This window comes from Rhizobium sp. 18055, from assembly GCF_902706285.1.
Lineage (GTDB): Bacteria > Pseudomonadota > Alphaproteobacteria > Rhizobiales > Rhizobiaceae > Rhizobium.
On sequence record NZ_CACSKD010000003.1, the window covers coordinates 468,461 to 491,655 of the forward strand.

Here is a 23,195-nt window from a genome sequence, read left to right on the forward strand (position 1 = left end):
TTCAGGACGATGCGTCTTAGACGTTTCGCGGATCGTGTTGCTGGTCATCGAGATCAAGTATGTGATGCGCCTGCACATCAAACAACAAAAAGCCCGGCGAGCCATGCGCGCCGGGCTTTTCGCAAATCTGCTGCCAGATATCAGTCGTTGGCCGAAACCTTGACGCCGAGAACCTGCGGCAGCGTGTTCGGTGCGCCCATGGCGGCGCCCATGATCATCGGGAACGGCACCGGCTTTGCAGGCGCGGCATTGACCGTCAGGCTCTTCGGATCGTCGAGGAAGGTGCTGACAGCGGCGGCAAGGGCGTTCTGCAGCTCGGGAATGTTGAGCTGTGCCAGCATGATCGGCGCCATCGCCTTCAGCGAATCCGCCATCTGCTTGCCTGACATGCCCTGCTGGCTGCCGACGTAGTCAAGCGCGCGCTTGGTGATCGACGCGTCGTCGAAGCGGATCTGCGCGCTTTCGAACGACAGCTGCTGCAACAGGCCGAGCATCGACAGGCCGAATGCCTGCTGTGCCTCTTCCTTGTTCTGGTTGGCTTCCGCCTGCTTGGCGGCTTCCTGCAGCGACTTCATGAACGGCATCGTATAGCCGTTGATCTTGAAGGCGAGGTTGAGCTTGCCGACATTGCTGAAGTCGAAGGCGAACTCGGAAACGTCGATCGTGCCAGGCGCCAGGTCCCAGGTACCCTTCATGGTGATGTCGCCGTTGACCTGCTGCAGGGCGAGTTTTTCGATCGCTTCCTTGCTCTGCGGGTCGGTTGCCTTGCTGAGATCGGCCTTGAGGCTCTTGAAGGCGCCATCGAAGTCGAAGCCGGATTCGTCTTCGCGCAGCGTCAGGTTGACGTCGCTGCCACCAAGCGAAAACACTTCCGCGCCATCCTTGACCACCTTCAGCGGGCCGCTGTGGGCGCTCTCGTAGAGCATCATCGAATCGAGGCCGTCACCCGTCGGATTGGCCGGGATCGAAATGCCGCCGAGCGTCAGGTCGGTGACCGTAAGCGTCGCGCCGTCGCTGGTGGTGTTGATATCGGGGAACGCCGCTTCCTCGATGTAGTAACCGCCGTCATCGTCTTCCTCGACGCCGGTCAGCGTGATCTCGCCGATCGGCAGCGCCGTGCCGCTGTTCGGCTTGAAGCTTGCCTTTTTCAGCGTCACCGTCGTGCCATCGACATCGACGCCATCGGCCGCGATCGTGCCGCCCTGCAGCGTGTATGCGGCGTTCAGCTTCTTCAGCAAATCCTGCCCGTCGAGTGCGAAAGCGGAGCCGGCAAGCGAAAGGAAAGCCACGCCCGAAAGCATGAGCCGCGTCGTCCGGTAAAATGTCATGGGTGTTCCTCTGGTCCCGAAGTGCAGTTGGCCGTCAATCTACTGTGGATCGATGCCGGTTTATATTTCGCGTTTTCTAAAATTAAGTTGATGGGATAAGCAAACAAAGTCCAAATTCGGGCAGAAAGGTTTTAGCGGTTGTTTTCTTTCTGTTCGAAGACTTCATCCACAGCCGCAATGCCCGGATTCCTTGCTCACATCAACCATCTCGGTTAGTCAGGAGGCATGGGACAAGAGATTTTGCCGCCGTCTGGCGGAGACGATGACAGCATTCTGCCGGTCGACCTCAAGGCCGCGCTCGAAGAGCGCTACCTTGCCTATGCGCTGTCGACCATCATGCACCGGGCGCTGCCGGATGTTCGCGACGGCCTGAAGCCGGTCCACCGCCGCATCATTCACGCGATGAGCGAGATGGGCATTCGCTCCAACTCCTCGTTCAAGAAATGCGCCCGTATCGTCGGCGACGTCATCGGTAAGTTCCACCCGCACGGCGACCAGTCGGTCTATGATGCGCTGGTGCGTCTCGCCCAGGATTTCTCGCAGCGCTACCCTATCGTCGATGGCCAGGGCAACTTCGGCAACATCGATGGCGACAGCGCCGCTGCCTATCGTTATACCGAAGCGCGCATGACCGAGGTGGCCTCGCTGCTGCTCGAAGGCATCGATCAGGACGCCGTCGATTTCCGCGCGACCTATAACGAGGAAGACCAGGAGCCGGTCGTCCTTCCGGGCGCCTTCCCGAACCTGCTCGCCAACGGCTCCTCCGGCATCGCCGTCGGCATGGCGACCTCCATTCCGTCCCACAATGCCCACGAGCTCTGCGATGCGGCCCTGCACCTGATCAAGCATCCGGATGCAACCGTCGAGACGCTGGTGGAATCCTTCATTCCCGGTCCCGACTTCCCGACCGGCGGCATCATCATCGATGATCGCAAGAGCATCATCGAGGCCTACAAGACCGGCCGCGGCGGCTTCCGCACCCGCGCCAAGTGGCAGATCGAGGATCTCGGCCGCGGCGGCTATCAGATCATCGTCACCGAAATTCCCTTCCAGGTGCAGAAGTCCAGGCTGATCGAAAAGATCGCCGAACTGCTGATCGCCCGCAAACTGCCGCTGCTGGAAGATATCCGCGACGAGTCGGCCGAAGATGTCCGCGTCGTGCTGGTGCCGAAGAACCGCACCGTCGATCCGACCATCCTGATGGAATCGATGTTCAAGCTGACCGAGCTGGAAAGCCGCTTCCCGCTGAACATGAACGTTCTGTCCATGGGCCGCATCCCGCGCGTCATGGCGCTGAACGAAGTGCTCAAGGAGTGGCTGGACCATCTTCGCGAAGTGCTGCAGCGTCGCTCGCGCTTCCGCCTTGCCGCGATCGACCGTCGCCTCGAAATCCTCGGCGGCCTCTTGGTCGCCTACCTCAATATCGACGAGGTGATCCGCATCATCCGCGAGGAGGACGAGCCGAAGCCGGTGATGGTCGCCCGCTGGTCGCTGACCGAGCTTCAGGTCGAATCCATTCTCAACATGCGCCTGCGCTCCTTGCGCAAGCTCGAAGAGTTCGAGATTCGCACCGAGTTCGACGCCCTGACCAAGGAAAAGGGCGAGATCGAAGCACTGCTCGCCTCCGACGACAAGCAGTGGCAGACCGTCGCCTGGGAAATCGGCGAGGTGAAGAAGAAATTCGCCAAGGCAACGGAACTCGGACGCCGCCGCACGCAGTTCGCCGAAGCGCCCGATGCGGACGAAGAAGCGATCCAGCAGGCGATGATCGAGAAGGAGCCGATCACCGTCGTCGTCTCCGAAAAGGGCTGGATACGCGCTCTGAAGGGCCACATTTCCGACACCGCGACGCTGACCTTCAAGGAAGGCGACGCGTTGAGGATCGCGTTCCCGGCGCAGACAACAGACAAGATCCTGCTGCTGACCACAGGTGGCAAGGCGTTCACGCTCGGCGGCGACAAGCTTCCCGGCGGTCGTGGCCACGGCGAGCCGCTCCGCATCATGGTCGATATGGACAATGATCAGGACGTCCTGACCGCCTTCGTCCACGATCCGCAGCGCAAGCAGATGATCGTCTCGACGGCCGGCAATGGTTTCATCGTCAACGAAGCCGACATGATCGCCAATACCCGCAAGGGCAAGCAGATCATGAACGTCTCGATGCCTGACGAGACCAAGATGCTGGTCCGCGTCACCGGCGATCACGTCGCTGTCGTTGGCGAAAACCGCAAGCTGCTGGTATTCGCGCTGGACCAGGTGCCTGAAATGTCGCGCGGCAAGGGCGTTCGCCTGCAGCGCTACAAGGATGGCGGCATCTCGGATGTGCGCTGCTTTGCGATCGCCGATGGCCTTGTATGGGAAGACAGCGCCGGCCGCACCTTCACCAAGAACAAGGACGAGCTTGCCGAATGGCTGGCCGACCGCGCTTCTGCCGGACGTACCGTTCCCAAGGGCTTCCCGCGCAGCGGCAAGTTCGCCGGCTGAAATATATCAGCGTCCCGCTCTTGGCGAGCGGGACAATTCCTCTAATTTGTTCCGTAATCACAACATGGACAAACATCATTCCGCAGGCGGACGGAATGATCGTATATGGCGCCTTCGTGCGAGGCGGCATGTCCGATCACGGAGGAATTTTGATGAGTGCCTGCAAGACCATCACCTTGAATGTAGCCCATACCTACCATGCCTCGCCTTGCGAGGTGTATGATGCTTGGCTCAATCCCGAGATCGCCAGGCGCTTCCTGTTCGCCACAGACGATGGCCGCGTCATTCGCGCCGATATCGAACCGCGTGTGGGCGGCCATTTCCTCGTCATAGATCGCCGCGCCACCGGCGACGCGGTCCACTACGGCGTCTTTCTCGAAATGCGACGACCGAGGTTGATGGTATTCTCGTTCTCGGTTGCCGAGCACGACCACAATGCCGATCGCATCCGCGTCGAGATCGAGCCGCTGGGCGAGGGGACGCGATTGACGCTGTCACACGAAATGTGTGCGGAGTGGTCGGCGTTCGAGGAGCAGAGCCGTCAGGGCTGGGCCCATGTACTGAATGGCCTCGAACGCGAACTGGAAGCCATGCACACGGTCAGTGTGCCGGAACTTGTTGCAGCGCAGGCCGCGTCCGAGCCATCCAAAGCGAGTGCGCCATAATTGCGCAAACCAGAATAGCACCGCCGGCGAGCGTCATCGCCGTTGGTGCCTCGGAAAAGATCAGCCAGATGAAGATCGGCGCAAGGATGGTTTCGAGGAGATAGAACATCCCGACCTCAGGTGCGGACAAATAGCGCGGGCCGGTCGCAAGGCACCAGAATGCGACGGGCATCAGAAATGCGCCATTGAAAATGATCCATGCCGGGTGCTCGATCGACAACCCGGCAGGCATGGCATTGGCTAAGCCGAGCGCGGCGGGAAACGCCGCGGCGAGCAATGGCACGAAGCCCATGTCGCGCCGCGACGCCCGACCGATGGTGATGGCGCCCGCAAGCACCAGCGCCGTCAGCAAAGCCATTGCATCCCCGAAGGCATGGCCACCCGCCAACCCGTCCTGCACGATCAGCCCGACACCAAGGATCATCACCAGCATCGTCATCAAGGTGGCCGCCGGCGGGCGCTCCCTGAGAAATATCCATGACAGTAAAGCGCCGAACATCGGATTGAAGGCCACGATGAACACGACGTTCGCCGTCGTCGTGTGAAATACGGCGAGCAGGAAGGTCAGCGTCGAGACGCCATAGAGAAATCCCGCAGCGAGGCCATGCCGGCCCGGCACCAACGCCGGCCAGTTGCCTCTGACGCAGCGAAGCATGCAAACGATGATTAGCGTCACCGCGACGGTCGTGATGCTGCGCACGCCAAGGATCGACCACATGTCGCCATGGGCAAGACGCACCAGCGGAATATCCATGGAGAGAGCAAGGCCGCCGATCGCCGTCAGCAGCAGGCCCTTCCGATGATCGGAAAGCAAGGGGAGGGGCATTTAGTCGTGGGTACTTTCAGGCAGGGTGGACGTGTCGAAGCGTTCCCAGCCGCGCGCGGTCAGATGTTCCTGCGGCTGGTACCGCGTCTTGTAGTCCATTTTCCGCGATCCTTGAACCCAGTAGCCGAGATAGACGTGCGGCAGACCGAGTGCCTTTGTGCGCCTGATATGATCGAGGATCATGAAGGTGCCCAGGGATCGCTTGTCCATGTCGGGATTGAAATAGGAATAGACCATCGAGAGACCGTCGCTCATCGTGTCGGTCAGGGCCGCTGCGATCAGTTCGCCACTCGGGCGTGTCTCGAGGCCCGAGCCTTCGACACGGCGGCGGTATTCGATGATCTTGGTATTGACGTGGGTATCCTCGACCATGATCGCATAATCGAGCACCGTCATGTCGGACATGCCGCCCTGCTGATGCCGGTAGTCGAGGTAGCGGCGAAACAGGGAATACTGTTCGCTGGAAGGCTGCGCCGGAAATTCGGTCGAGATGAGATCAGAATTGGCTGCCATCACCCGCTTCATCGACTTCGCCGGCTCAAATTCGTCGGCGAGGATGCGCACGGAAACGCAGGCCCGGCAGGCCTCGCAGGCCGGACGATAGGCGATGTTCTGGGACCGACGAAACCCACCCTGCGTCAGGATATCATTCATCTCGGCGGCGCGTGGCCCGACGAGATGGGTGAACACCTTCCGTTCCATCTCATGCGCAAGATAAGGGCAGGCAGCCGGGGCCGTCAGATAGAACTGCGGAGATGGCGTTGTCTGCGTATTCATCTGCTGCGGAGATTTCCCTTGGTTGCATGCTGAACAGACAGCATGACTTAAGAAAAGAAAACGTCAACAGCGCGGCAGTCCGCCGCGCTGTGTGACTGGCTATACTTTGGGATATGGGGCCAGGATTCCCCCTGAATAGTCGGGGAAATCAGATTATTTCAGCGGGTTGCAGGATTTCAGACCGTGCGCACCGTGACTGTGCCGACCAGGAAGTCGTGGATGAGGCGGCTGCGCTCGGTGAACAGGCCGACCAGAAGAATCAACGGCGTCAGTACCGAGTTCAGTATCCAGAAAAGCGCCAGATGAACGATCGCCGTCAGGAAATCCATCTCCCGGCCATCGACACGCATGATGGCGATACCCATCGCACGCATGCCGAGCGACGCCTGGCTGGAGCCTCCGACGGTAAAGCCGAAATACAGGCCCGCAACGATGACGAACAGCGCCGGATAGAGGAGGAAGCCGAGGCCGAGCGTGACGATCGACAGGAAGAACAGGATCACACCTGCCGGAATGCACAGCAGCAGGACGATCACATAGTCGAGGATGAACGCGAAGACGCGACGGCTCAGCGTGCCGCTATAGGCGCGCCAGTCATCGGGTGCGGCATAAAGCGGGTTGGGGTTGAGCGACATCGTTGCGGTCTCCTTTCGAGAAGTGGTGCCGCAAATATGGTGACGCTCGCCCCGAATGCAATATTAGCGCGAAACGATCACCGCTTGGCGAGGATTTTCGCAACCTCGATCGAGAAGTAGGTGAGGATACCGTCGCATCCGGCCCGCTTGAAGGCCAGCAAGGTCTCGAGCATCGCCTTCTCGCCATCGATCCAGCCATTCATCGCGGCGGCCTTGATCTGCGAATATTCACCCGAGACCTGATAGGCGAAGGTCGGAAGCCCGAAGGCCTCCTTCATCCGCCAACAGATGTCGATGTAGGGCAGGCCGGGCTTGACCATCAGCATGTCCGCACCTTCCTCGACGTCGAGTGCTGCATCGCGGAGCGCTTCGGTGCCGTTGGCCGGGTCGATATAATAGCTCTTCTTGTCGCCCTTCAGCAGGCCGCCGGTGGAGATCGCCTCACGGTAGGGGCCATAGAATGCGGACGCGAACTTCGTCGCATAGCTCATGATGCCGATATCCTGGTGCCCTGCGGCATCGAGTGCCCTGCGGATGGCGCCGATGCGGCCGTCCATCATTTCGGATGGCGATATGATGTCGGAGCCGGCATCTGCCTGCATCACGGCGGCGCGTGCGACCTGCTCGACCGTCTCGTCGTTGACGATCTCGTTGCCGCGCAGGATGCCGTCATGGCCGTGGCTGGTGAAGGGGTCGAGCGCCACGTCGGTGATCACGCCGATGTTCGGCACGGCTCTTTTGATGGCCGCCGTCGCCTGGTTGATCAGGTTGTTGGCATCAAGGCTGTTGGAGCCCGTCTCGTCGCGCAGCGACATCTCGATATTGGGGAAGGTGGCAATCGCCGGAATGCCGAGATCGGCCGCTTCCTTGGTCGCTTCCACCAGTTTGTCGATGCTCATGCGGTTGACGCCGGGCATCGCCGGGATCGGCTCGATGATGCCGGAGCCGGGAACAACGAACACCGGCCAGATCAGGTCATCGACCGTCAGCCGGTTTTCCTGCACCATCCGGCGCGTCCAGTCGGCCTTGCGATTGCGGCGCATCCGGCGGTGGCCGGTAATTTCATCGACGAGGTGTGTCTTGTCCTGCATGATCGTTCTAGCTCTCGGCAGTTCCAGTTGTTGTTGCGCTCATTATCATGCCGTTTCGGAAATCCAAACCTGACGAATGGCCGCAACCGATGAACCGCTGGCGAAGACGCCGCTGCAATCCTATTGTCTGACCTATGAACGCTGATTCTCCGACCATACCCAAAAGCACGCTCACCGGCGTTCTCTTCGTCCTGTTCCTGCGGCTGATCGCAATCTCGTGCTTCTGGTTCGGATTGCAGTATTGGGCGATGCTCGTTGGCTACTCGCTGATCGGCGCCGGCCGCTTCGATCTGCTGAGCCTGCCGTGGAAAGTCGCCAGCACCTGCCTGGCCGTTCTGTTCCCGGTCGCAGCGCTGGGGCTATGGCTGGTGGTCTCGTGGGGGCCGGTAATCTGGGTGCTCGCGGCCGGTGGCCAGATCGTCATGTATGGCGTCCTTCCCGAGATTTTCGGGGCCAACAAACTGATCATTCTGCTGCATGTGGCGGTGGCCATTCTATACGCCGTTTTCCGCTTTCTGCTCTGGCAGGAGAAGCGTCGCCGCCGGCAGCAGGTAAGCGTTGATTTACCCTGATACAACAGCGGCTTTTGGTAAGGCACTGTTAAGCCTGCAGTTTAAGTAGAATTTTATTTGTATTCGATAGGGTCTGTCTCAAGGCGGGAAGAAAACACACACCGCCAAACAAACAGTGAGGCAGTCATCATGAATACGAAAATCAAGCCGCAGGCGGTATCGAACTTCCGTGATCAGCAGGACCTGGGTATCCGTGATCTTTACATGGAATCCCTTCATCTTGTTGAACGTCTTCACCGCCGTCTCCTCGACGTCATCAAGGACGAGTTCGACCGTCAGGGTCGCAGCGACGTCAACGCCATCCAGGCGCTTCTTCTCTTCAATATCGGTAACTCGGAACTGACCGCCGGCGAACTTCGCTCCCGCGGTTACTACCTGGGCTCCAACGTGTCCTACAACGTCAAGAAGCTCGTCGATCTCGGCTTCATCAATCATCAGCGCTCGCGTATCGACCGTCGCTCGGTCCGCATCAGCCTGACGGAAACCGGCCAGGACATCGCAGAAACCGTCGCCAAGCTCTACGAGCGCCACACTGCTTCGATCGACAAGGTCGGCGGCATCGGTACCGACGAATTCACGCAGATGAACAAGCTGCTGACCCGTCTCGATCGCTTCTGGAACGACAGCATCATGTACCGTCTCTAAGCGACAAGACCTCCTCCAAGGTCGAAGAAAACCGGATGCGTTTCCCTGCGCGTCCGGTTTTGCCGTTTCCCGGCTGCGTTGCATCTTTGCAACGCATGGCAGGCCAACCGTGATCGAATGCGTAATCGCCTGTATTCAAGCCGCTTTTTAGACGCTATTAGCCGCCACAATTCATGCAATGGTTTGGTTCATTTTCTGCGTCGCTCGCCATCGAAGGTTGAGCTTTGCGCTGGAGACACGAATTGGCCATATTAGCATGTCAGCGAAAATACACGGCAAATGGCGCTTCCCGAATTTGAGGTCCGATAACCTCGCGCTCCCTGGTCGCAATCATGTGATCGCCAGTGGGACATTTTGTGATGCGTCGTGGCAACGGATGGATAGTGACTGCGTTATAGCAGTGACAAGGGCAAAAGCCGCCGGTCTCTCAAGCAGCGGCATTTTAGTGGTTGGGACTTATGTCGAAAAAAATTGGAACTGAATCTATCTCGCGCCGGGCGTTTCTCGCCTCTGCGGCAATGGTCGGTGCAGGCGCCGTAGCAGCACCTGCGCTGGCACAGACGGCGATCGATTCGCTGATCAACGCGCCGGAGCGCGGCGACTGGGACGACCAGTTCGACGCGAAGGCTGCATCCCGCACGGCAACGGCCATGATCTCCAATACCCCGATCCTTGGGCCGCAATCGGTTTCCAGCATACAGCAGGCCATCGGCCAGTATCAGCAGATCGCATCCGCCGGCGGCTGGCCGCAGGTCAATCCGGGCGAACAGCGCCTGCAGATCGGCGTCACCGATCAGTCCGTGCAGGCACTTCGCCAGCGTCTTGCCGTCACCGGCGACCTGCCGCGTGAAGCCGGCATGTCCTCGTCGTTCGATTCCTACGTCGATGGCGCGGTCAAGCGCTTCCAGGCCCGTCACGGCCTGCCATCGGACGGCGTTATCGGCGAATTCACGCTGAAGGCGATGAACATTCCGGCCGACGTGCGTCTGCAGCAGCTCAACACCAACCTGATCCGCCTGCAGACCTTCCCGCAGGAACTCGGTCGCCGCCACGTGATGGTCAATATTCCGGCTGCCCACGTCGAGGGCGTGGAAGATGGTAGCGTCGTGACGCGCCATGCAGCCATCGTCGGCCGCATCAGCCGCCAGACCCATCTGGTGAACTCCAAGATCTACGAGGTCATCCTCAATCCTTACTGGACCGCGCCGCGCTCGATCGTCGAGAAGGACATCGTGCCTCTGATGCGCAAGGATCCGACCTACCTGACGCGCAGCAACATTCGCCTGATCGATGGCAAGGGCACGGAAGTGGCCCCTGAGACGATCGACTGGAATGCCGAGAAGGCGCCGAACCTGATGTTCCGTCAGGACCCGGGCAAGATCAACGCCATGGCGTCCACGAAGATTAACTTCTACAACAAGAACGGCGAGTACATGCACGACACGCCGCAGCAGGGCTTGTTCAACAAGCTGATGCGCTTCGAGTCGTCCGGCTGCGTTCGCGTCCAGAATGTCCGCGATCTCACCAACTGGCTGCTGCGTGATACCCCGCCATGGTCGCGCCAGCAGATGGAGCAGGTGATCACCACCCGCGTCAACACGCCGATCAAGCTGTCGGAAGAAGTGCCCGTGTACTTCGTCTATATCTCCGCCTGGGGCATGCCTGACGGGATCGTGCAGTTCCGCGACGACATCTACCAGATGGACGGCAACGCCGAACTGGCGCTCGACACCACTGCCGGCATGGAACAGCCGGTTCAGTAAGCCTTCGAGGCCAGCGATTTGCTGTCAAAACCGCGTCTTTCATGGCGCGGTTTTTTGTTGCGCGTAGATTGCCTAGCAAATGTCGTTCTTCGTATTGCCCTTGGCAGGGCAGGGCGCTAATACCCTTTCGCATTCCAGTTTAGGAGCTCGCCGATGACCAATGCTTCCACACAGACCTTCTTCAATCGCTCGCTTGCCGATACCGATCCGGAAATTTTCGGTTCGATCCAAAAGGAACTCGGTCGCCAGCGCCATGAAATTGAGTTGATTGCTTCGGAAAACATCGTTTCCCGCGCAGTGCTGGAAGCCCAGGGCTCCATCATGACCAACAAGTATGCCGAGGGCTATCCGGGCAAGCGCTACTACGGTGGCTGCCAGTTCGTCGATATCGCTGAAGAGCTCGCCATCGAGCGTGCCAAGAAGCTGTTCGGCGTCGAGTTCGCCAACGTTCAGCCCAACTCCGGCAGCCAGATGAACCAGGCCGTGTTCCTGGCGCTGCTGCAGCCGGGCGACACCTTCATGGGTCTCGATCTCAACTCGGGCGGTCACCTGACGCACGGTTCGCCGGTCAACATGTCCGGCAAGTGGTTCAACGTCGTTTCCTACGGCGTTCGCGAAGGCGACAACCTGCTCGACATGGACGAAGTTGCCCGCAAGGCCGAAGAAACCAAGCCGAAGCTGATCATCGCCGGCGGCACCGCTTACTCCCGCATCTGGGACTGGAAGCGCTTCCGCGAGATCGCTGACTCGGTCGGCGCCTATCTGATGGTCGACATGGCCCACATCGCCGGTCTCGTTGCCGGTGGCCAGCATCCGTCGCCGTTCCCGCATTGCCACGTTGCCACCACCACGACCCACAAGTCGCTGCGCGGCCCGCGCGGTGGTGTGATCCTCACCAACGACGAGGCACTGGCCAAGAAGTTCAACTCGGCCGTCTTCCCTGGTCTCCAGGGTGGCCCGCTGATGCACATCATCGCTGCCAAGGCCGTTGCCTTCGGCGAAGCGCTGCAGCCTGAGTTCAAGGATTACGCAGCCCAGGTCGTCAAGAACGCAAAGACGCTCGCCGAGACCCTGATCGCCGGCGGTCTCGATGTCGTCTCTGGCGGCACCGACAACCACCTGATGCTGGTCGATCTTCGCAAGAAGAACGCCACCGGCAAGCGCGCCGAGGCAGCCCTTGGCCGCGCTTACGTCACCTGCAACAAGAACGGCATCCCGTTCGACCCTGAAAAGCCTTTCGTCACCTCCGGCGTCCGCCTCGGCGCACCTGCCGGTACGACGCGCGGCTTCAAGGAAGCGGAATTCAAGGAAATCGGCAATCTCATCGTCGAGGTTCTCGATGGCCTGAAGGCTGCCAACTCCGACGAAGGCAATGCCGCCGTCGAGGCAGCTGTGCGTGGCAAGGTGATGGAACTCACCGGCCGCTTCCCAATGTACGACTACATCGGCTAAGGATAGCGCATGCGCTGCCCATTCTGCGGATCGGAAGACACACAGGTCAAGGATTCACGCCCGGCGGAGGACAACACGTCCATCCGCCGCAGGCGTATTTGTCCCGACTGCGGCGGTCGCTTCACCACCTTCGAACGCGTGCAGTTGCGCGAGCTGATGGTATCGAAGAAGACCGGCCGCAAGGTGCCTTTCGACCGCGACAAGCTGGTCCGTTCCTTCGAGATCGCGCTGCGCAAGCGGCCCGTTGATCGCGACCGCATAGAGCGTGCCGTCTCCGGCATCGTCCGGCGCCTGGAAAGCTCCGGCGAAGTCGAGATCAGCTCCGAGCAGATCGGTCTGCAGGTGCTCGAGGCGCTGAAGAGCCTCGATGACGTCGGCTTTGTCCGATATGCTTCGGTCTATCGCGACTTCTCGCACGCCGAGGACTTCGAGAAGGTGATCTCCGAGATCAACGCCAAGATCGCTCGCGATCCGCTGGACAACTGAGTGATGAGCGCTTCGTCCGACGACGCGCAATTCATGCAGGAGGCGATCCGCCTGGGTCTCCTCCATCTCGGCCAGACAGCCACAAATCCCTCCGTCGGTTGCGTCATCGTCCGCGATGGCCAGATCGTCGGTCGCGGCACCACCGCCATCGGCGGCCGCCCGCATGCCGAGCCGCAGGCGCTGGCCGACGCCGGCGAACTGGCCCGCGGTGCAACCGCCTATGTGACGCTCGAGCCATGCTCCCACCACGGCAAGACGCCGCCCTGCGCGGACGCATTGATTGCCTCAGGCGTGGCGCGCGTCGTCATCAGCGTCACCGATCCGGATGAACGCGTTTCGGGCAGGGGCATCGCCATGCTGCGCGATGCCGGCATCGAGGTGGACGTTGGGCTGCTGGAGAAAGAGGGCAGACATTCGCTCGCCGCCTATCTCACTCGCCAGACGAAGAACCGCCCCTATGTGATTCTGAAGCTTGCCGTTTCCGCCGACGGCATGATCGGCCGCAGGGGCGAGGGGCAGATAGCAATCACCGGCCCTGCCGCCCGCACCGAGGTGCAGACGCTTCGCGCCGAAACGGATGCGATCCTCGTCGGTATCGGTACGGCGATTGCCGATGATCCGGAGTTGACCGTGCGCATCCCCGGCGAGGAGCATCGCTCGCCGGTTCGCATCGTGCTCGATCCGTTGCTGCAACTGCCGCTGGCGTCGAAGATTGTCAACACGGCGGGCGACGTTCCGGTGATCGTGGTGGCGCGCGAGGAGATTTCGACTGCTGAGATGGACGAGCCGGGATTACCCCCCACCAACGTCAAAGACACCCCACAGGCAAACGCCCAAAAAGCCAACGCCGCAACTCTCGAGTCCCGCCGCCAGGCCCTCGAAGCCGCCGGCGTCGAAGTGCTCTATTGCCACCCCTACCACCCGGAGCAGCTGCTCCCGGCACTCGCCTCGCGCGGCATCTCCTCGCTGCTGGTCGAAGGTGGGGCCAAGACCGCACGGCTTTTCCTCGATGCCGGCTATGTCGACCGCATCCTGCTCTATCAGGGACCGGGGAACATCGGCGAAGCCGGTATTGAAACGCCGATCCGCAAGACCGATATCCCATCCGATTTCAAGCATATGGGCACGCGCATTGTTGGCGACGACAGCCTCGACGAATACGAAAGAGAATTTTGATGTTTACAGGCATTGTCACCGACGTCGGCACGATCGAATCCGTTTCCCCCCTGAAGGAGGGCATCAAGCTCCGTGTCGCCACCAGCTATGATCCTGCCACCATCGACATGGGCGCCTCGATCTCCCATTCCGGCATCTGCCTGACGGTAACAGGCCTGCCGGCTGAAGGCAGCAACGGCCGCTGGTTCGAGGTCGAAGCCTGGGAGGAGGCGCTGCGTCTGACGACGATCAGCACATGGGCAGAGGGAACCCCCGTCAACCTCGAGCGTTCGCTGAAGATTGGCGACGAACTCGGCGGCCATATCGTTTCCGGCCACGTCGATGGCAAGGCCGAGATCGTCTCCGTCACGGAAGAAGGCGATGCCACCCGCTATCGTTTGCGCGCGCCTGAACATCTTGCCAAATTCGTCGCGCCCAAGGGATCGATTGCACTCGATGGCACATCGCTGACGGTCAATTCGGTCGAAGGCACCGACTTCGACGTCCTGTTGATCCGCCACACGCTGGAGGTCACGACCTGGGGCAAGCGCCAGGCCGGCGATTTCGTCAACTTCGAAGTCGATACGATGGCGCGCTATGCCGCTAGGCTGGCCGAGTTCCCGTCCGCGAAAGCAGAATAACCTCGCCATTATAGTTGGTGCGCTGTGCCTGCCCGAAGCCAAGCTTCGCGGCAAGGCGCAGCGACGGTTCATTCTCCGGGTCGATGATGCAGCTCATCGGCTTTGATGGAAAATGTCTCTCGGCCCAGCCGATCAACGCCTGCAGCGCTTCACTGGCATAACCCTTGCCTTGAGCCTCCGGAATGAGAGCCCATCCTGTCTCCAGCGTGCTTTCGGTGCCGACAGGATGCATGTCGCGCTTCATCTCCAGAAACCCGCCTTCTCCAATGAAGCGCCCGCTCAGCTTTTCCTCGATCGCCAGAAAGCCGAAGCCCATGTGATGCCACATGCCGGCCACGCGCAGCATCCGGCCCCAGCTCTGTTCGCGGGTCGAGGAAACGCCGCCGATGAAGCGCACCACCGCCTCGTTGGCCCACATTGCCTGATAGTCTTCAAAGTCGGCAGTGGTATGAGGCCGAAGGATCAACCGTTCGGTCTCGATCGTCGGAATGCTGCTCATGCTGGAGCTCTCCTGATCAGGCGCCGGGCTCGCCGTCCCAATAATCGAGGTTGCTGCTGTCGCGTCCCACGAAGCGAAACGGCTTGTTGTCTGCATCGTCGCGCCGGCTCTTCGCGAGGAATTTGCCGGAATCGGGATATTCGACGATCTCCGTCTTCGCCATCGTCGAGACGCCGAGATAGATCAGTGTCGTGGCACCCGTATTGATGATCTGGTGCGCCGTCTCCGGCCCGCCGGCAGGTGCTGCCAGCGCATAACCCTTGCGGATCGGATAACGCTCGGTTCCAAAGCGGTATTCGCCCGTTCCCTCGATGATGAAGAACATCTCGTCTTCGACATGGTGATTGTGAAACGGACAGCCGGATTTGCCGGGCGGCACCTCGTTGTAGCTGGCGCCAAGCCCCGTCAGGCCGATCAGCTTCCCGAAAGAGGTATCGCTGCTCTCGTAGAGTTCGCCCTGTGTCCAATGCTCCAGCGTCAGCGCGGCGACGTTGACGACTGGCGGTTCTTCGTTCTGCATGATCATCTCCCTTTGCAATAAGGAACGGCCACCCGGAGTGAAAATTCAACCCGTTATCATCATCCGTCCAAAGGTTTCGAACGGCGCAGGCAAAGTGTCTGGAATGACGATGAAGCGTAATTGCGTATTTGCACCTCAGCCATGAGCCGAATTTGCTTGCCATTCGGCCAAAGGCATGTTTTGACCGCGGCCTGTCGAATGGCATGTCCTCTAGGAAATGAAGGTGACCAATGGCGCGAGAAACCGCTCCCCATATTCTGATCGTTGAAGCACGCTTCTACGACGACATGGCTGACGCCCTTCTGGAAGGCGCAACCTTCGCATTGACGGAAGCCGGCGCGACCTTCGAGGTCGTGACTGTTCCAGGCGCACTCGAGATTCCTGCGGCAATTGCAATGGCGCTCGATGGAGCGGATAATGACGGCACGAACTACGATGGCTATGTCGCGCTCGGCATGGTCATTCGTGGCGAGACCTACCACTTCGACATCGTATCGAATGAATCCTCGCGCGCATTGATGGACCTGTCCGTCAGCGAATCCATTGCCATCGGCAACGGCATCCTGACGGTCGAGAACGACGAACAGGCATGGTCGCGCGTGCGCCGTTCGGACAAGGACAAGGGCGGATTTGCCGCCCGTGCAGCTCTCACCATGATCGAGCTGAAGAAAAAACTGGGTGCATAACGTATGAGCAACGACAATTCGGAGCGTCCGGTCAAGACAGCGAACCAGCGGGGCGCAGCGCGTCTTGCCGCCGTTCAGGCGCTGTATCAGATGGATATCGGCGGAACCGGCGTTCTGGAGATCGTCGCCGAATATGAAGCGCATCGTCTCGGCCAGGAACTCGACGGCGAAACCTACCTGAAGGCTGATGCCTCCTGGTTCCGTTCGATCGTCTCGGGCGTGGTGCGCGAACAGAAGCGGCTCGATCCGCTCGTTGCCTCGGCCCTGCAGGACGATTGGGCCCTGTCGCGTCTCGATAGCACCGTTCGCGCCATTCTCCGCGCCGGCGTTTTCGAGATTCTCGAGCGCAAGGACGTGCCTGTTGCGGTCATCGTCACCGAATATGTCGAGATCGCCCAGGCCTTCTTCAGCGATGATGAGCCCAAGCTGGTCAATGCGGTTCTCGACCGTATCGCCAAGCAGATTCGCGGCGACGCGAAAAAATAGCGCACTGCGCGTAATAATACGCCCTTTCCTCAGATCGGCTATTTTGCTCTTCCCATTGCTCCGTAAGGGTTTTCAGCCCTTGCGGGCTTGACGTCCCGTTTTCCTCCACGCAATCTCCACTCGGCGTTGCAGCATTTCTGTGGGAGGAAATGGGGACGGCGTGTTCGCAGCCGGAGAGGGAGTGAACTCCGGCTCTTTTGGAGGAAAGAGCGAAATGACGATTCTTTTATGCGTAATAGCGTGCGGATTGCTTTCGGTGGTTTACGCCACCTGGGCAACCCGGTCGGTGCTGGCCGCCGATCAGGGAAATGCCCGCATGCAGGAAATTGCGGGCTATATCCGCGAAGGCGCGCAGGCCTATCTGACGCGTCAGTATACGGCGATATCAATTGTCGGTGTCGTCGTCTTCATCGCCGCCTGGCTGCTGCTCTCCGCCACGGCCGCGATCGGCTTTCTCATCGGCGCAGTTCTATCCGGTGCTGCCGGCTTTATCGGCATGCACGTCTCGGTCCGCGCCAATGTGCGCACCGCGCAGGCTGCATCGCACAGCCTCTCTGCAGGCCTCGACATCGCCTTCAAATCGGGCGCCATCACCGGGATGCTGGTCGCTGGTCTCGCGCTGCTCGGCGTCTCGATCTATTACCTCATCCTCACATCAGGTCTCGGCCATGAAGCCGGTTCGCGTGAGGTGATCGATTCGCTCGTCTCTCTTGGCTTCGGCGCATCGCTGATCTCGATCTTCGCCCGCCTCGGAGGCGGCATCTTCACCAAGGGCGCAGACGTCGGCGGCGATCTCGTCGGCAAGGTCGAAGCCGGAATTCCGGAAGACGACCCCCGCAACCCTGCCACCATTGCCGATAACGTCGGCGACAATGTCGGCGATTGCGCCGGTATGGCTGCCGATCTGTTCGAAACCTATGCGGTCTCCGTGGTCGCCACCATGGTGCTTGCCGCCATCTTCTTTGCCGGCGCGCCGGTTCTGCAATCGGCGATGATCTATCCGCTGGCGATCTGCGGCACCTGCATCATCACCTCGATCATCGGAACCTTCTTCGTCAAGCTCGGCAGCAACGGCTCGATCATGGGCGCCCTCTACAAGGGCCTGATCGTCACCGGCCTGCTGTCGATCGTCGGCCTCGGCGCCGCAACCTCGATGACCATCGGCTGGGGCGTCATCGGCAATGTCGCCGGACGTGACATCACCGGCATGAACCTCTTCCTGTGCGGCATCGTTGGCCTGATCGTCACGGCGCTGATCGTCGTCATCACCGAATACTACACTGGCACCAACAAGCGACCGGTCAATTCGATCGCCCAGGCGTCCGTTACCGGCCACGGCACCAACGTCATCCAGGGCCTTGCGGTCTCGCTGGAATCGACCGCCTTGCCGGCGATCGTCATCGTCGGCGGCATCCTCGCCACCTACCAGCTCGGCGGCCTGTTCGGCACCGGCATTGCGGTCACCGCCATGCTCGGCCTTGCCGGCATGATCGTGGCGCTCGATGCCTTCGGCCCGGTTACGGACAATGCCGGCGGTATCGCCGAAATGGCCCATCTGCCACCTGAGGTGCGCAAGTCCACCGACGCGCTCGATGCGGTCGGCAACACCACCAAGGCCGTCACCAAGGGTTACGCGATCGGCTCGGCCGGTCTTGGAGCCCTCGTGCTGTTCGCAGCCTATTCCAACGACCTGAAATACTTCGCCTCCCACGGCGACCAGTATCCCTACTTTGCCGATGTCGGCACGATCTCGTTCGATCTGTCGAACCCCTACGTCGTCGCCGGGCTGCTCTTTGGCGGCATGATTCCCTATCTCTTCGGAGGTATCGCCATGACCGCCGTCGGACGCGCGGCCGGATCGATCGTCGAGGAAGTGCGCCGGCAGTTCAAGGAAAAGCCCGGCATCATGCAGGGCACGGAAAAGCCGGACTACGGCAAGGCAGTGGATCTTCTGACCAAGGCCGCCATCCGCGAGATGATCATCCCGTCGCTGCTGCCGGTTCTAGCCCCGATCGTCGTTTATTTCGGCGTGCTTCTGATCTCCGGATCGAAGGCCTCGGCCTTCGCAGCGCTTGGCGCATCGCTTCTCGGCGTCATCATCAACGGCCTGTTCGTCGCCATCTCGATGACGTCCGGCGGCGGTGCATGGGACAATGCCAAGAAGTCCTTCGAAGACGGCTTCGTCGACAAGGACGGCAACCGCCACATGAAGGGCTCCGAAGCCCACAAGGCATCGGTCACCGGCGACACGGTCGGCGACCCCTACAAGGACACGGCGGGACCAGCGGTCAATCCGGCGATCAAGATCACCAACATCGTCGCATTGCTGCTTCTGGCCGTTCTGGCCGGGTAAGCTGACAACCAGCCAACAAAAAACCCGCCGGAGCGATTGATCCGGCGGGTTTTTCTTTGGAAAAGGCGCCTGTTAGCGCAGGCTTGCCGGGTTCTGCGGCGAGGCCTGATCGCCCGCACCGAAGAGGCCCTTGGCCATGTTGGCAGCACTGCCGCCCGAAAGCAGCTGCTGCAGGAAGGTAAGGTCCTTGCCGCCGGTCGGCGTGACACGTGTGATGGTGTCGAACGGCTTGCCGTCCTTGAGTGTGTAGTTGGCGCGGCGCACGACGACACCGTCCTTGTCGAAATAGATCGCAAGAACGCTCTGATCCACCACCTTCAGCTTCTGGAACGCCAGGGAGCGTTCGCGGCGCTGCGAGATATAATAGAACACTTCGCCGTCGAAGGTCGCCGTCGTCGAAGGCGTACCCAGCGACAGCAGAACCTGCTCGCGGCTCGAACCCTCAGGCACCAGGTTCAGCGATTGCTCGTCGGCGACATAACCGCCGTTCAGAACCGTACCCGTTTGGCAGCCGGTCAATCCGGCGGAGGCGATCATAATGGCAATGGCGGCATTGCTGAGGAATTTGTTGTCAGACTTGAAATACCGTTTCTTCAACGACATCTACTCCCTTAACGTATCGATACCAGCCATCGGCCATGCAATATAACGCTGATGCAGAACCATTGTGGCCTTTCCGGGGTCTAACGCGCGCCATCTGCCGAGTGGCTGTCGTCAAAGCGCTGTCCCGAAAGTGGCCACCTTCGCCATTGCAATTCGCGCATGCTTCGGTAAACCAGCTTTCGAAATCATGCAACAAGGCCGGACGCAGGTTGGCGCCAAGAACGAGGCCTTTCCGGAAAAAACAATGATCTTCGGGCTCTTCGGCAAGAAAAACAACAATCAGGCGATCGTCGATCGGCAATATCAGTTGCTGACGTCGGCGGCGCGGATGCCTGCTTTCTACGAACACCTCGGTGTGCCGGATACGGTGATGGGGCGGTTCGAGATGCTGTCGGCCGTCATGATCCTGTTTTTTCGTAGAACCCGTGCGTCGCAGACCAGTGGCCAGGAGATCGCGCAGGAAATCGTCGATGCGTTTTTCGAGGATATCGACTATTCGATCCGCGAACTCGGTGTCGGCGACAACACCGTTCCCAAGCGCATGAAGAAACTCGCGGGCATGTTCTATGGCCGGCTCGAAGCCTATTCCAAGGCCATGGATGCCGATGATGTCCAGAGCCTGGCCGTGGCGCTTTGCCGCAATATTCACCCCAAGGCAGCCGATGCTATCGACATGCGCGGCCTTGCCGACTGGATGGTCGCCGCCGAAGCTCATTTATCGGCTCAGACCGAAGACACGATCGCCACAGGCTCGGCAACGCTGCCAGACGCCGCGTGAGGAGACCACGATGAAGAACTCGACTGAAAACACGCCTTTTTCCTATCTGGTCAAGGTGGGCAACGTCTCGGCAAATCCGGTTGACGTGCATCTTGAAGCCGACAAGCAGGAACTGCAGGCGCTGGCCGAGACCTGGGACGTCATCGCGGTGGAGGATTTTCGCGCCGAGTTGCAGATCGGGCGCTGGAAGAAAGACGGCGTCCGCGTCAAGGGCAGGGTGCGGGCCAGCATCGTTCAGGCCTGCGTCGTCACGCTTGAGCCTGTCCCGTCGAAGATCGACGAGACGTTCGAGCAGATCTTCGTGCCTGAAAACTCCAAACTTGCTCGCCGCCCGGCCAACGATACCGGCGAAATGGTGCTGGATCCGGATGGCCCTGACATGCCGGAAAGCTTCGTCGGCGATACCATCGACGCTGGAGAAGTGGTCACTGAATTCGCCGCCATGGCAATTGATCCTTACCCCCGCAAAGAGGGTGTCGCCTTCGAAGGTCACATAGAGGACACTGGCGAAAACGATAAGAAGCCATCCGCTTTCGCTGTGCTGAAGGATTGGAAAAAGGACTGAAAGCCGGTCGTTATTTGACACAATTCAGTTGTAAGCGACGGTAAAACCGGTATTTTGGCGGAAATTTCGCCCTCCTGGGACGAAAAAAAAGGATCAGGAACGCGTGATCAGAATTTCTCTCGACCTCATGGGTGGCGACTTTGGCCCCCAGGTAGTCATCCCCGGTGCCGCCAAGGCGCTGGAACGGCATCCGGATATATCGTTCGTGATGTTCGGTTTGAAGGAACAGTGCGAGCCTATTCTCGATCAGTTTCCGAAACTCAAGGAAAAGTCGGTTTTCCACGATTGTGAACTCGCCGTTCGCATGGACGAGAAGCCGAGCCAGGCGCTGCGCCGTGGTCGCTACATCTCTTCCATGTGGCGTTCGCTCGAAGCCGTTAAAACCAAGGAAGCGGATGTCGCCGTCTCCGCCGGCAATACCGGCGCGCTGATGGCGATGGCGAAATTCTGTCTGCGCACGATGGCCAACATCGAGCGCCCGGCGATTGCTGCGATCTGGCCGACGATGAAGGGCGAAAGCATCGTGCTCGACGTCGGCGCGACGATCGGTGCCGATAGCCAGCAGCTTATGGACTTTGCCCTGATGGGTGGCGCCATGGCGCGCGCTTTGTTTGAGGTTGATCGCCCGAAGGTCGGTCTGCTCAATGTCGGCGTCGAGGAGATCAAGGGCCAGGAAGAGGTCAAGGAAGCCGGACGCCTGCTGCGCGAAGCCAATATCGATTCGCTGGAATATCTGGGCTTCGTCGAAGGCAACGACATCGGCAAGGGAACCGTCGATGTCGTGGTCACAGAAGGCTTTGCCGGCAATATCGCGCTGAAGACTGCCGAAGGCACGGCACGCCAGATCGGGGAATACCTGAAGGCGGCAATGTCGCGCACTCTGCTCGCCAAGATCGGCTATCTCTTCGCCAAGAGCGCCTTCGACATGCTCCGCGAAAAGATGGACCCAAGCAAGGTCAACGGCGGCGTGTTCCTTGGCCTGAACGGCGTGGTCATCAAGAGCCACGGCGGCGCCACTGCCGAAGGAATAGCCTCTGCCATCGAGGTCGGCTACGACATGGCCAAGAATGGCCTCAATCAGAAAATAGAAAACGATTTGCAAAAGTATCATGCCAAGCGTCTGCCCCCGATCGGGCCGGAAGCGGCATGAGCGACGGGATTTGAAGAATATGATCCGTTCAGTGGTTCGCGGGTTCGGATCCGCACTTCCGAAGCGTGTTATGACCAATGCCGACATGGAAGATGTCGTCGATACCTCCGATGAGTGGATCGTCCAGCGCACCGGCATTCGCCAGCGTTATCTGGCGGGCGACGATGAGACGACGTCCTCGCTCGGCGCTGCCGCAGCGCGTGCAGCACTCGACAATGCCGGCCTGACGCCGGATGACATCGACATGATCGTCTGCGCGACCTCGACGCCCGACAACACTTTTCCGGCGACGGCCGTCAGCATCCAAAGCCGTCTCGGCATGAGCCACGGCTTTGCCTTCGACATTCAGGCCGTCTGCACCGGCTTCGTCTATGCCGTCACCACCGCCGACGCCTATATCAAGGGCGGTCTTGCCAAGCGCGTCCTCGTCATCGGTGCAGAAACGTTCTCGCGCATCCTCGATTGGAATGACCGGACCACCTGCGTCCTTTTCGGCGATGGCGCCGGCGCCATCGTGCTGGAAGCCGCCGAAGGCGAGGGGACGGCTGCCGATCGTGGCGTTCTGACCGCGCACCTGCGCTCCGATGGTTCCCACAAGGACAAGCTCTTCGTCGATGGTGGCCCGTCCACCACAGGAACGGTCGGCAAGCTGCGCATGGAAGGCCGCGAGGTCTTCAAATATGCGGTCGGCATGATCACCGACGTCATCGAAGCGGCCTTCAAGAGCACCGGCACGACGTCGGAGGATCTCGATTGGCTTGTGCCGCATCAGGCAAATCGTCGCATCATCGAAGGCTCCGCAAAGAAGCTGAACATCGATCTCGACAAGGTTGTCATCACGGTTGATCTGCATGGCAATACATCGGCCGCGTCTATCCCGCTCGCCCTGGCGACTGCCGCCGCTGACGGCCGCATCAAGAAGGGCGATCTCGTCATGCTCGAGGCGATGGGTGGTGGCTTCACATGGGGCGCCGTCCTCCTGCGTTGGTAATCGCCAAAAATCGAAAAAACTGACAACGAACAAGGGCTTGACCG

At 60.2% G+C, this 23,195-nt stretch carries 24 protein-coding genes; 16 read left to right on the forward strand and 8 right to left on the reverse strand.

Going from position 1 to position 23,195, the window contains the following annotated elements:
* Positions 1-140 precede the first annotated feature (140 nt).
* Positions 141-1,328 carry a hypothetical protein gene (locus tag GVL52_RS08525; protein ID WP_160005782.1) on the reverse strand — a complete coding sequence of 396 codons (1,188 nt, stop codon included), beginning with the start codon at positions 1,326-1,328 and terminating at the stop codon, positions 141-143.
* Positions 1,329-1,553: 225 nt separating this feature from the next.
* On the opposite strand from GVL52_RS08525, the gene parC reads away from it, so the two are divergent.
* Together parC and GVL52_RS08535 are read left to right on the forward strand one after the other, a co-directional pair.
* On the forward strand, positions 1,554-3,812 hold the full coding sequence (gene parC / locus GVL52_RS08530; protein WP_160005784.1) for a DNA topoisomerase IV subunit A: 2,259 nt from the start codon (positions 1,554-1,556) through the stop codon (positions 3,810-3,812).
* A 152-nt stretch (positions 3,813-3,964) separates the two neighbouring features.
* A complete protein-coding gene (locus GVL52_RS08535; protein ID WP_200847786.1) occupies positions 3,965-4,477 on the forward strand; it encodes an SRPBCC domain-containing protein in 513 nt (170 codons plus the stop codon).
* On the opposite strand, the gene GVL52_RS08540 is transcribed toward GVL52_RS08535, so the two are convergent.
* The 4 genes from GVL52_RS08540 to hemB form a co-directional block, all read right to left on the reverse strand.
* Positions 4,413-5,303: a DMT family transporter gene (locus GVL52_RS08540; protein ID WP_160005786.1), complete on the reverse strand. Its 891-nt coding sequence runs from the start codon at positions 5,301-5,303 to the stop codon at positions 4,413-4,415. The two genes, GVL52_RS08535 and GVL52_RS08540, sit on opposite strands and share 65 nt — an antisense overlap.
* Complete coding sequence (locus GVL52_RS08545; protein WP_160005788.1) at positions 5,304-6,080, reverse strand: arginyltransferase; 777 nt, start codon at positions 6,078-6,080, stop codon at positions 5,304-5,306. It lies immediately after the preceding gene.
* Between the two features lie 176 nt (positions 6,081-6,256).
* Entirely contained in the window at positions 6,257-6,715 is a 459-nt protein-coding gene (locus GVL52_RS08550; RefSeq protein ID WP_160005790.1) for an RDD family protein, read from the reverse strand.
* A 77-nt stretch (positions 6,716-6,792) separates the two neighbouring features.
* Positions 6,793-7,806, reverse strand: a complete 1,014-nt coding sequence (gene hemB / locus GVL52_RS08555; RefSeq protein ID WP_160005792.1) for a porphobilinogen synthase — start codon at positions 7,804-7,806, stop codon at positions 6,793-6,795.
* A gap of 134 nt (positions 7,807-7,940) precedes the next feature.
* On the opposite strand from hemB, the gene GVL52_RS08560 reads away from it, so the two are divergent.
* The 7 genes from GVL52_RS08560 (at position 7,941) to GVL52_RS08590 (ending at position 14,520) form a co-directional block, all read left to right on the forward strand.
* On the forward strand, positions 7,941-8,378 hold the full coding sequence (locus tag GVL52_RS08560; RefSeq protein WP_160005794.1) for a DUF6163 family protein: 438 nt from the start codon (positions 7,941-7,943) through the stop codon (positions 8,376-8,378).
* 129 nt (positions 8,379-8,507) lie between these two features.
* Entirely contained in the window at positions 8,508-9,023 is a 516-nt protein-coding gene (locus tag GVL52_RS08565) for a MarR family winged helix-turn-helix transcriptional regulator (protein ID WP_160005796.1), read from the forward strand.
* Positions 9,024-9,481: 458 nt separating this feature from the next.
* Complete coding sequence (locus GVL52_RS08570; protein WP_160005798.1) at positions 9,482-10,786, forward strand: murein L,D-transpeptidase; 1,305 nt, start codon at positions 9,482-9,484, stop codon at positions 10,784-10,786.
* 153 nt (positions 10,787-10,939) lie between these two features.
* Entirely contained in the window at positions 10,940-12,238 is a 1,299-nt protein-coding gene (gene glyA / locus GVL52_RS08575; protein ID WP_160005800.1) for a serine hydroxymethyltransferase, read from the forward strand.
* Between the two features lie 9 nt (positions 12,239-12,247).
* Entirely contained in the window at positions 12,248-12,724 is a 477-nt protein-coding gene (nrdR, locus tag GVL52_RS08580) for a transcriptional regulator NrdR (RefSeq protein WP_007531462.1), read from the forward strand.
* A gap of 3 nt (positions 12,725-12,727) precedes the next feature.
* Positions 12,728-13,900, forward strand: a complete 1,173-nt coding sequence (gene ribD / locus GVL52_RS08585) for a bifunctional diaminohydroxyphosphoribosylaminopyrimidine deaminase/5-amino-6-(5-phosphoribosylamino)uracil reductase RibD (protein WP_160005802.1) — start codon at positions 12,728-12,730, stop codon at positions 13,898-13,900.
* Positions 13,900-14,520, forward strand: coding sequence for a riboflavin synthase (locus GVL52_RS08590; protein WP_160005804.1), 621 nt, complete (start codon positions 13,900-13,902; stop codon positions 14,518-14,520). Before ribD ends, GVL52_RS08590 begins: the two co-directional genes overlap by 1 nt.
* On the opposite strand, the gene GVL52_RS08595 is transcribed toward GVL52_RS08590, so the two are convergent.
* Complete coding sequence (locus tag GVL52_RS08595; protein WP_160005806.1) at positions 14,483-15,019, reverse strand: GNAT family N-acetyltransferase; 537 nt, start codon at positions 15,017-15,019, stop codon at positions 14,483-14,485. The two genes, GVL52_RS08590 and GVL52_RS08595, sit on opposite strands and share 38 nt — an antisense overlap.
* Before the next feature lie 16 nt (positions 15,020-15,035).
* On the reverse strand, positions 15,036-15,539 hold the full coding sequence (locus GVL52_RS08600; protein WP_160005808.1) for a cupin domain-containing protein: 504 nt from the start codon (positions 15,537-15,539) through the stop codon (positions 15,036-15,038).
* 230 nt (positions 15,540-15,769) lie between these two features.
* Between GVL52_RS08600 and ribH the strand changes: the two genes are divergently transcribed.
* From ribH to GVL52_RS08615, 3 genes are all read left to right on the forward strand, one after another.
* Complete coding sequence (gene ribH, locus GVL52_RS08605; RefSeq protein ID WP_160005810.1) at positions 15,770-16,225, forward strand: 6,7-dimethyl-8-ribityllumazine synthase; 456 nt, start codon at positions 15,770-15,772, stop codon at positions 16,223-16,225.
* A gap of 3 nt (positions 16,226-16,228) precedes the next feature.
* Positions 16,229-16,711, forward strand: coding sequence for a transcription antitermination factor NusB (nusB, locus tag GVL52_RS08610; protein WP_160005812.1), 483 nt, complete (start codon positions 16,229-16,231; stop codon positions 16,709-16,711).
* A gap of 214 nt (positions 16,712-16,925) precedes the next feature.
* Complete coding sequence (locus GVL52_RS08615) at positions 16,926-19,064, forward strand: sodium-translocating pyrophosphatase (RefSeq protein WP_160005814.1); 2,139 nt, start codon at positions 16,926-16,928, stop codon at positions 19,062-19,064.
* Positions 19,065-19,136: 72 nt separating this feature from the next.
* Here the strand turns inward: GVL52_RS08615 and GVL52_RS08620 are convergent, their stop codons facing one another.
* On the reverse strand, positions 19,137-19,667 hold the full coding sequence (locus tag GVL52_RS08620) for an outer membrane protein assembly factor BamE (RefSeq protein ID WP_160005816.1): 531 nt from the start codon (positions 19,665-19,667) through the stop codon (positions 19,137-19,139).
* Positions 19,668-19,854: 187 nt separating this feature from the next.
* Between GVL52_RS08620 and GVL52_RS08625 the strand changes: the two genes are divergently transcribed.
* The 4 genes from GVL52_RS08625 (at position 19,855) to GVL52_RS08640 (ending at position 23,151) form a co-directional block, all read left to right on the forward strand.
* Complete coding sequence (locus GVL52_RS08625; protein WP_200847787.1) at positions 19,855-20,445, forward strand: ubiquinol-cytochrome C chaperone family protein; 591 nt, start codon at positions 19,855-19,857, stop codon at positions 20,443-20,445.
* A gap of 10 nt (positions 20,446-20,455) precedes the next feature.
* Entirely contained in the window at positions 20,456-21,010 is a 555-nt protein-coding gene (locus GVL52_RS08630) for a DUF177 domain-containing protein (RefSeq protein ID WP_160005820.1), read from the forward strand.
* A 103-nt stretch (positions 21,011-21,113) separates the two neighbouring features.
* The gene (gene plsX / locus GVL52_RS08635; RefSeq protein ID WP_160005822.1) at positions 21,114-22,160 is read left to right on the forward strand and encodes a phosphate acyltransferase PlsX; all 1,047 of its coding nucleotides are present in this window, start codon (positions 21,114-21,116) and stop codon (positions 22,158-22,160) included.
* 19 nt (positions 22,161-22,179) lie between these two features.
* Complete coding sequence (locus GVL52_RS08640) at positions 22,180-23,151, forward strand: beta-ketoacyl-ACP synthase III (protein WP_160005824.1); 972 nt, start codon at positions 22,180-22,182, stop codon at positions 23,149-23,151.
* Positions 23,152-23,195: the final 44 nt, after the last annotated feature.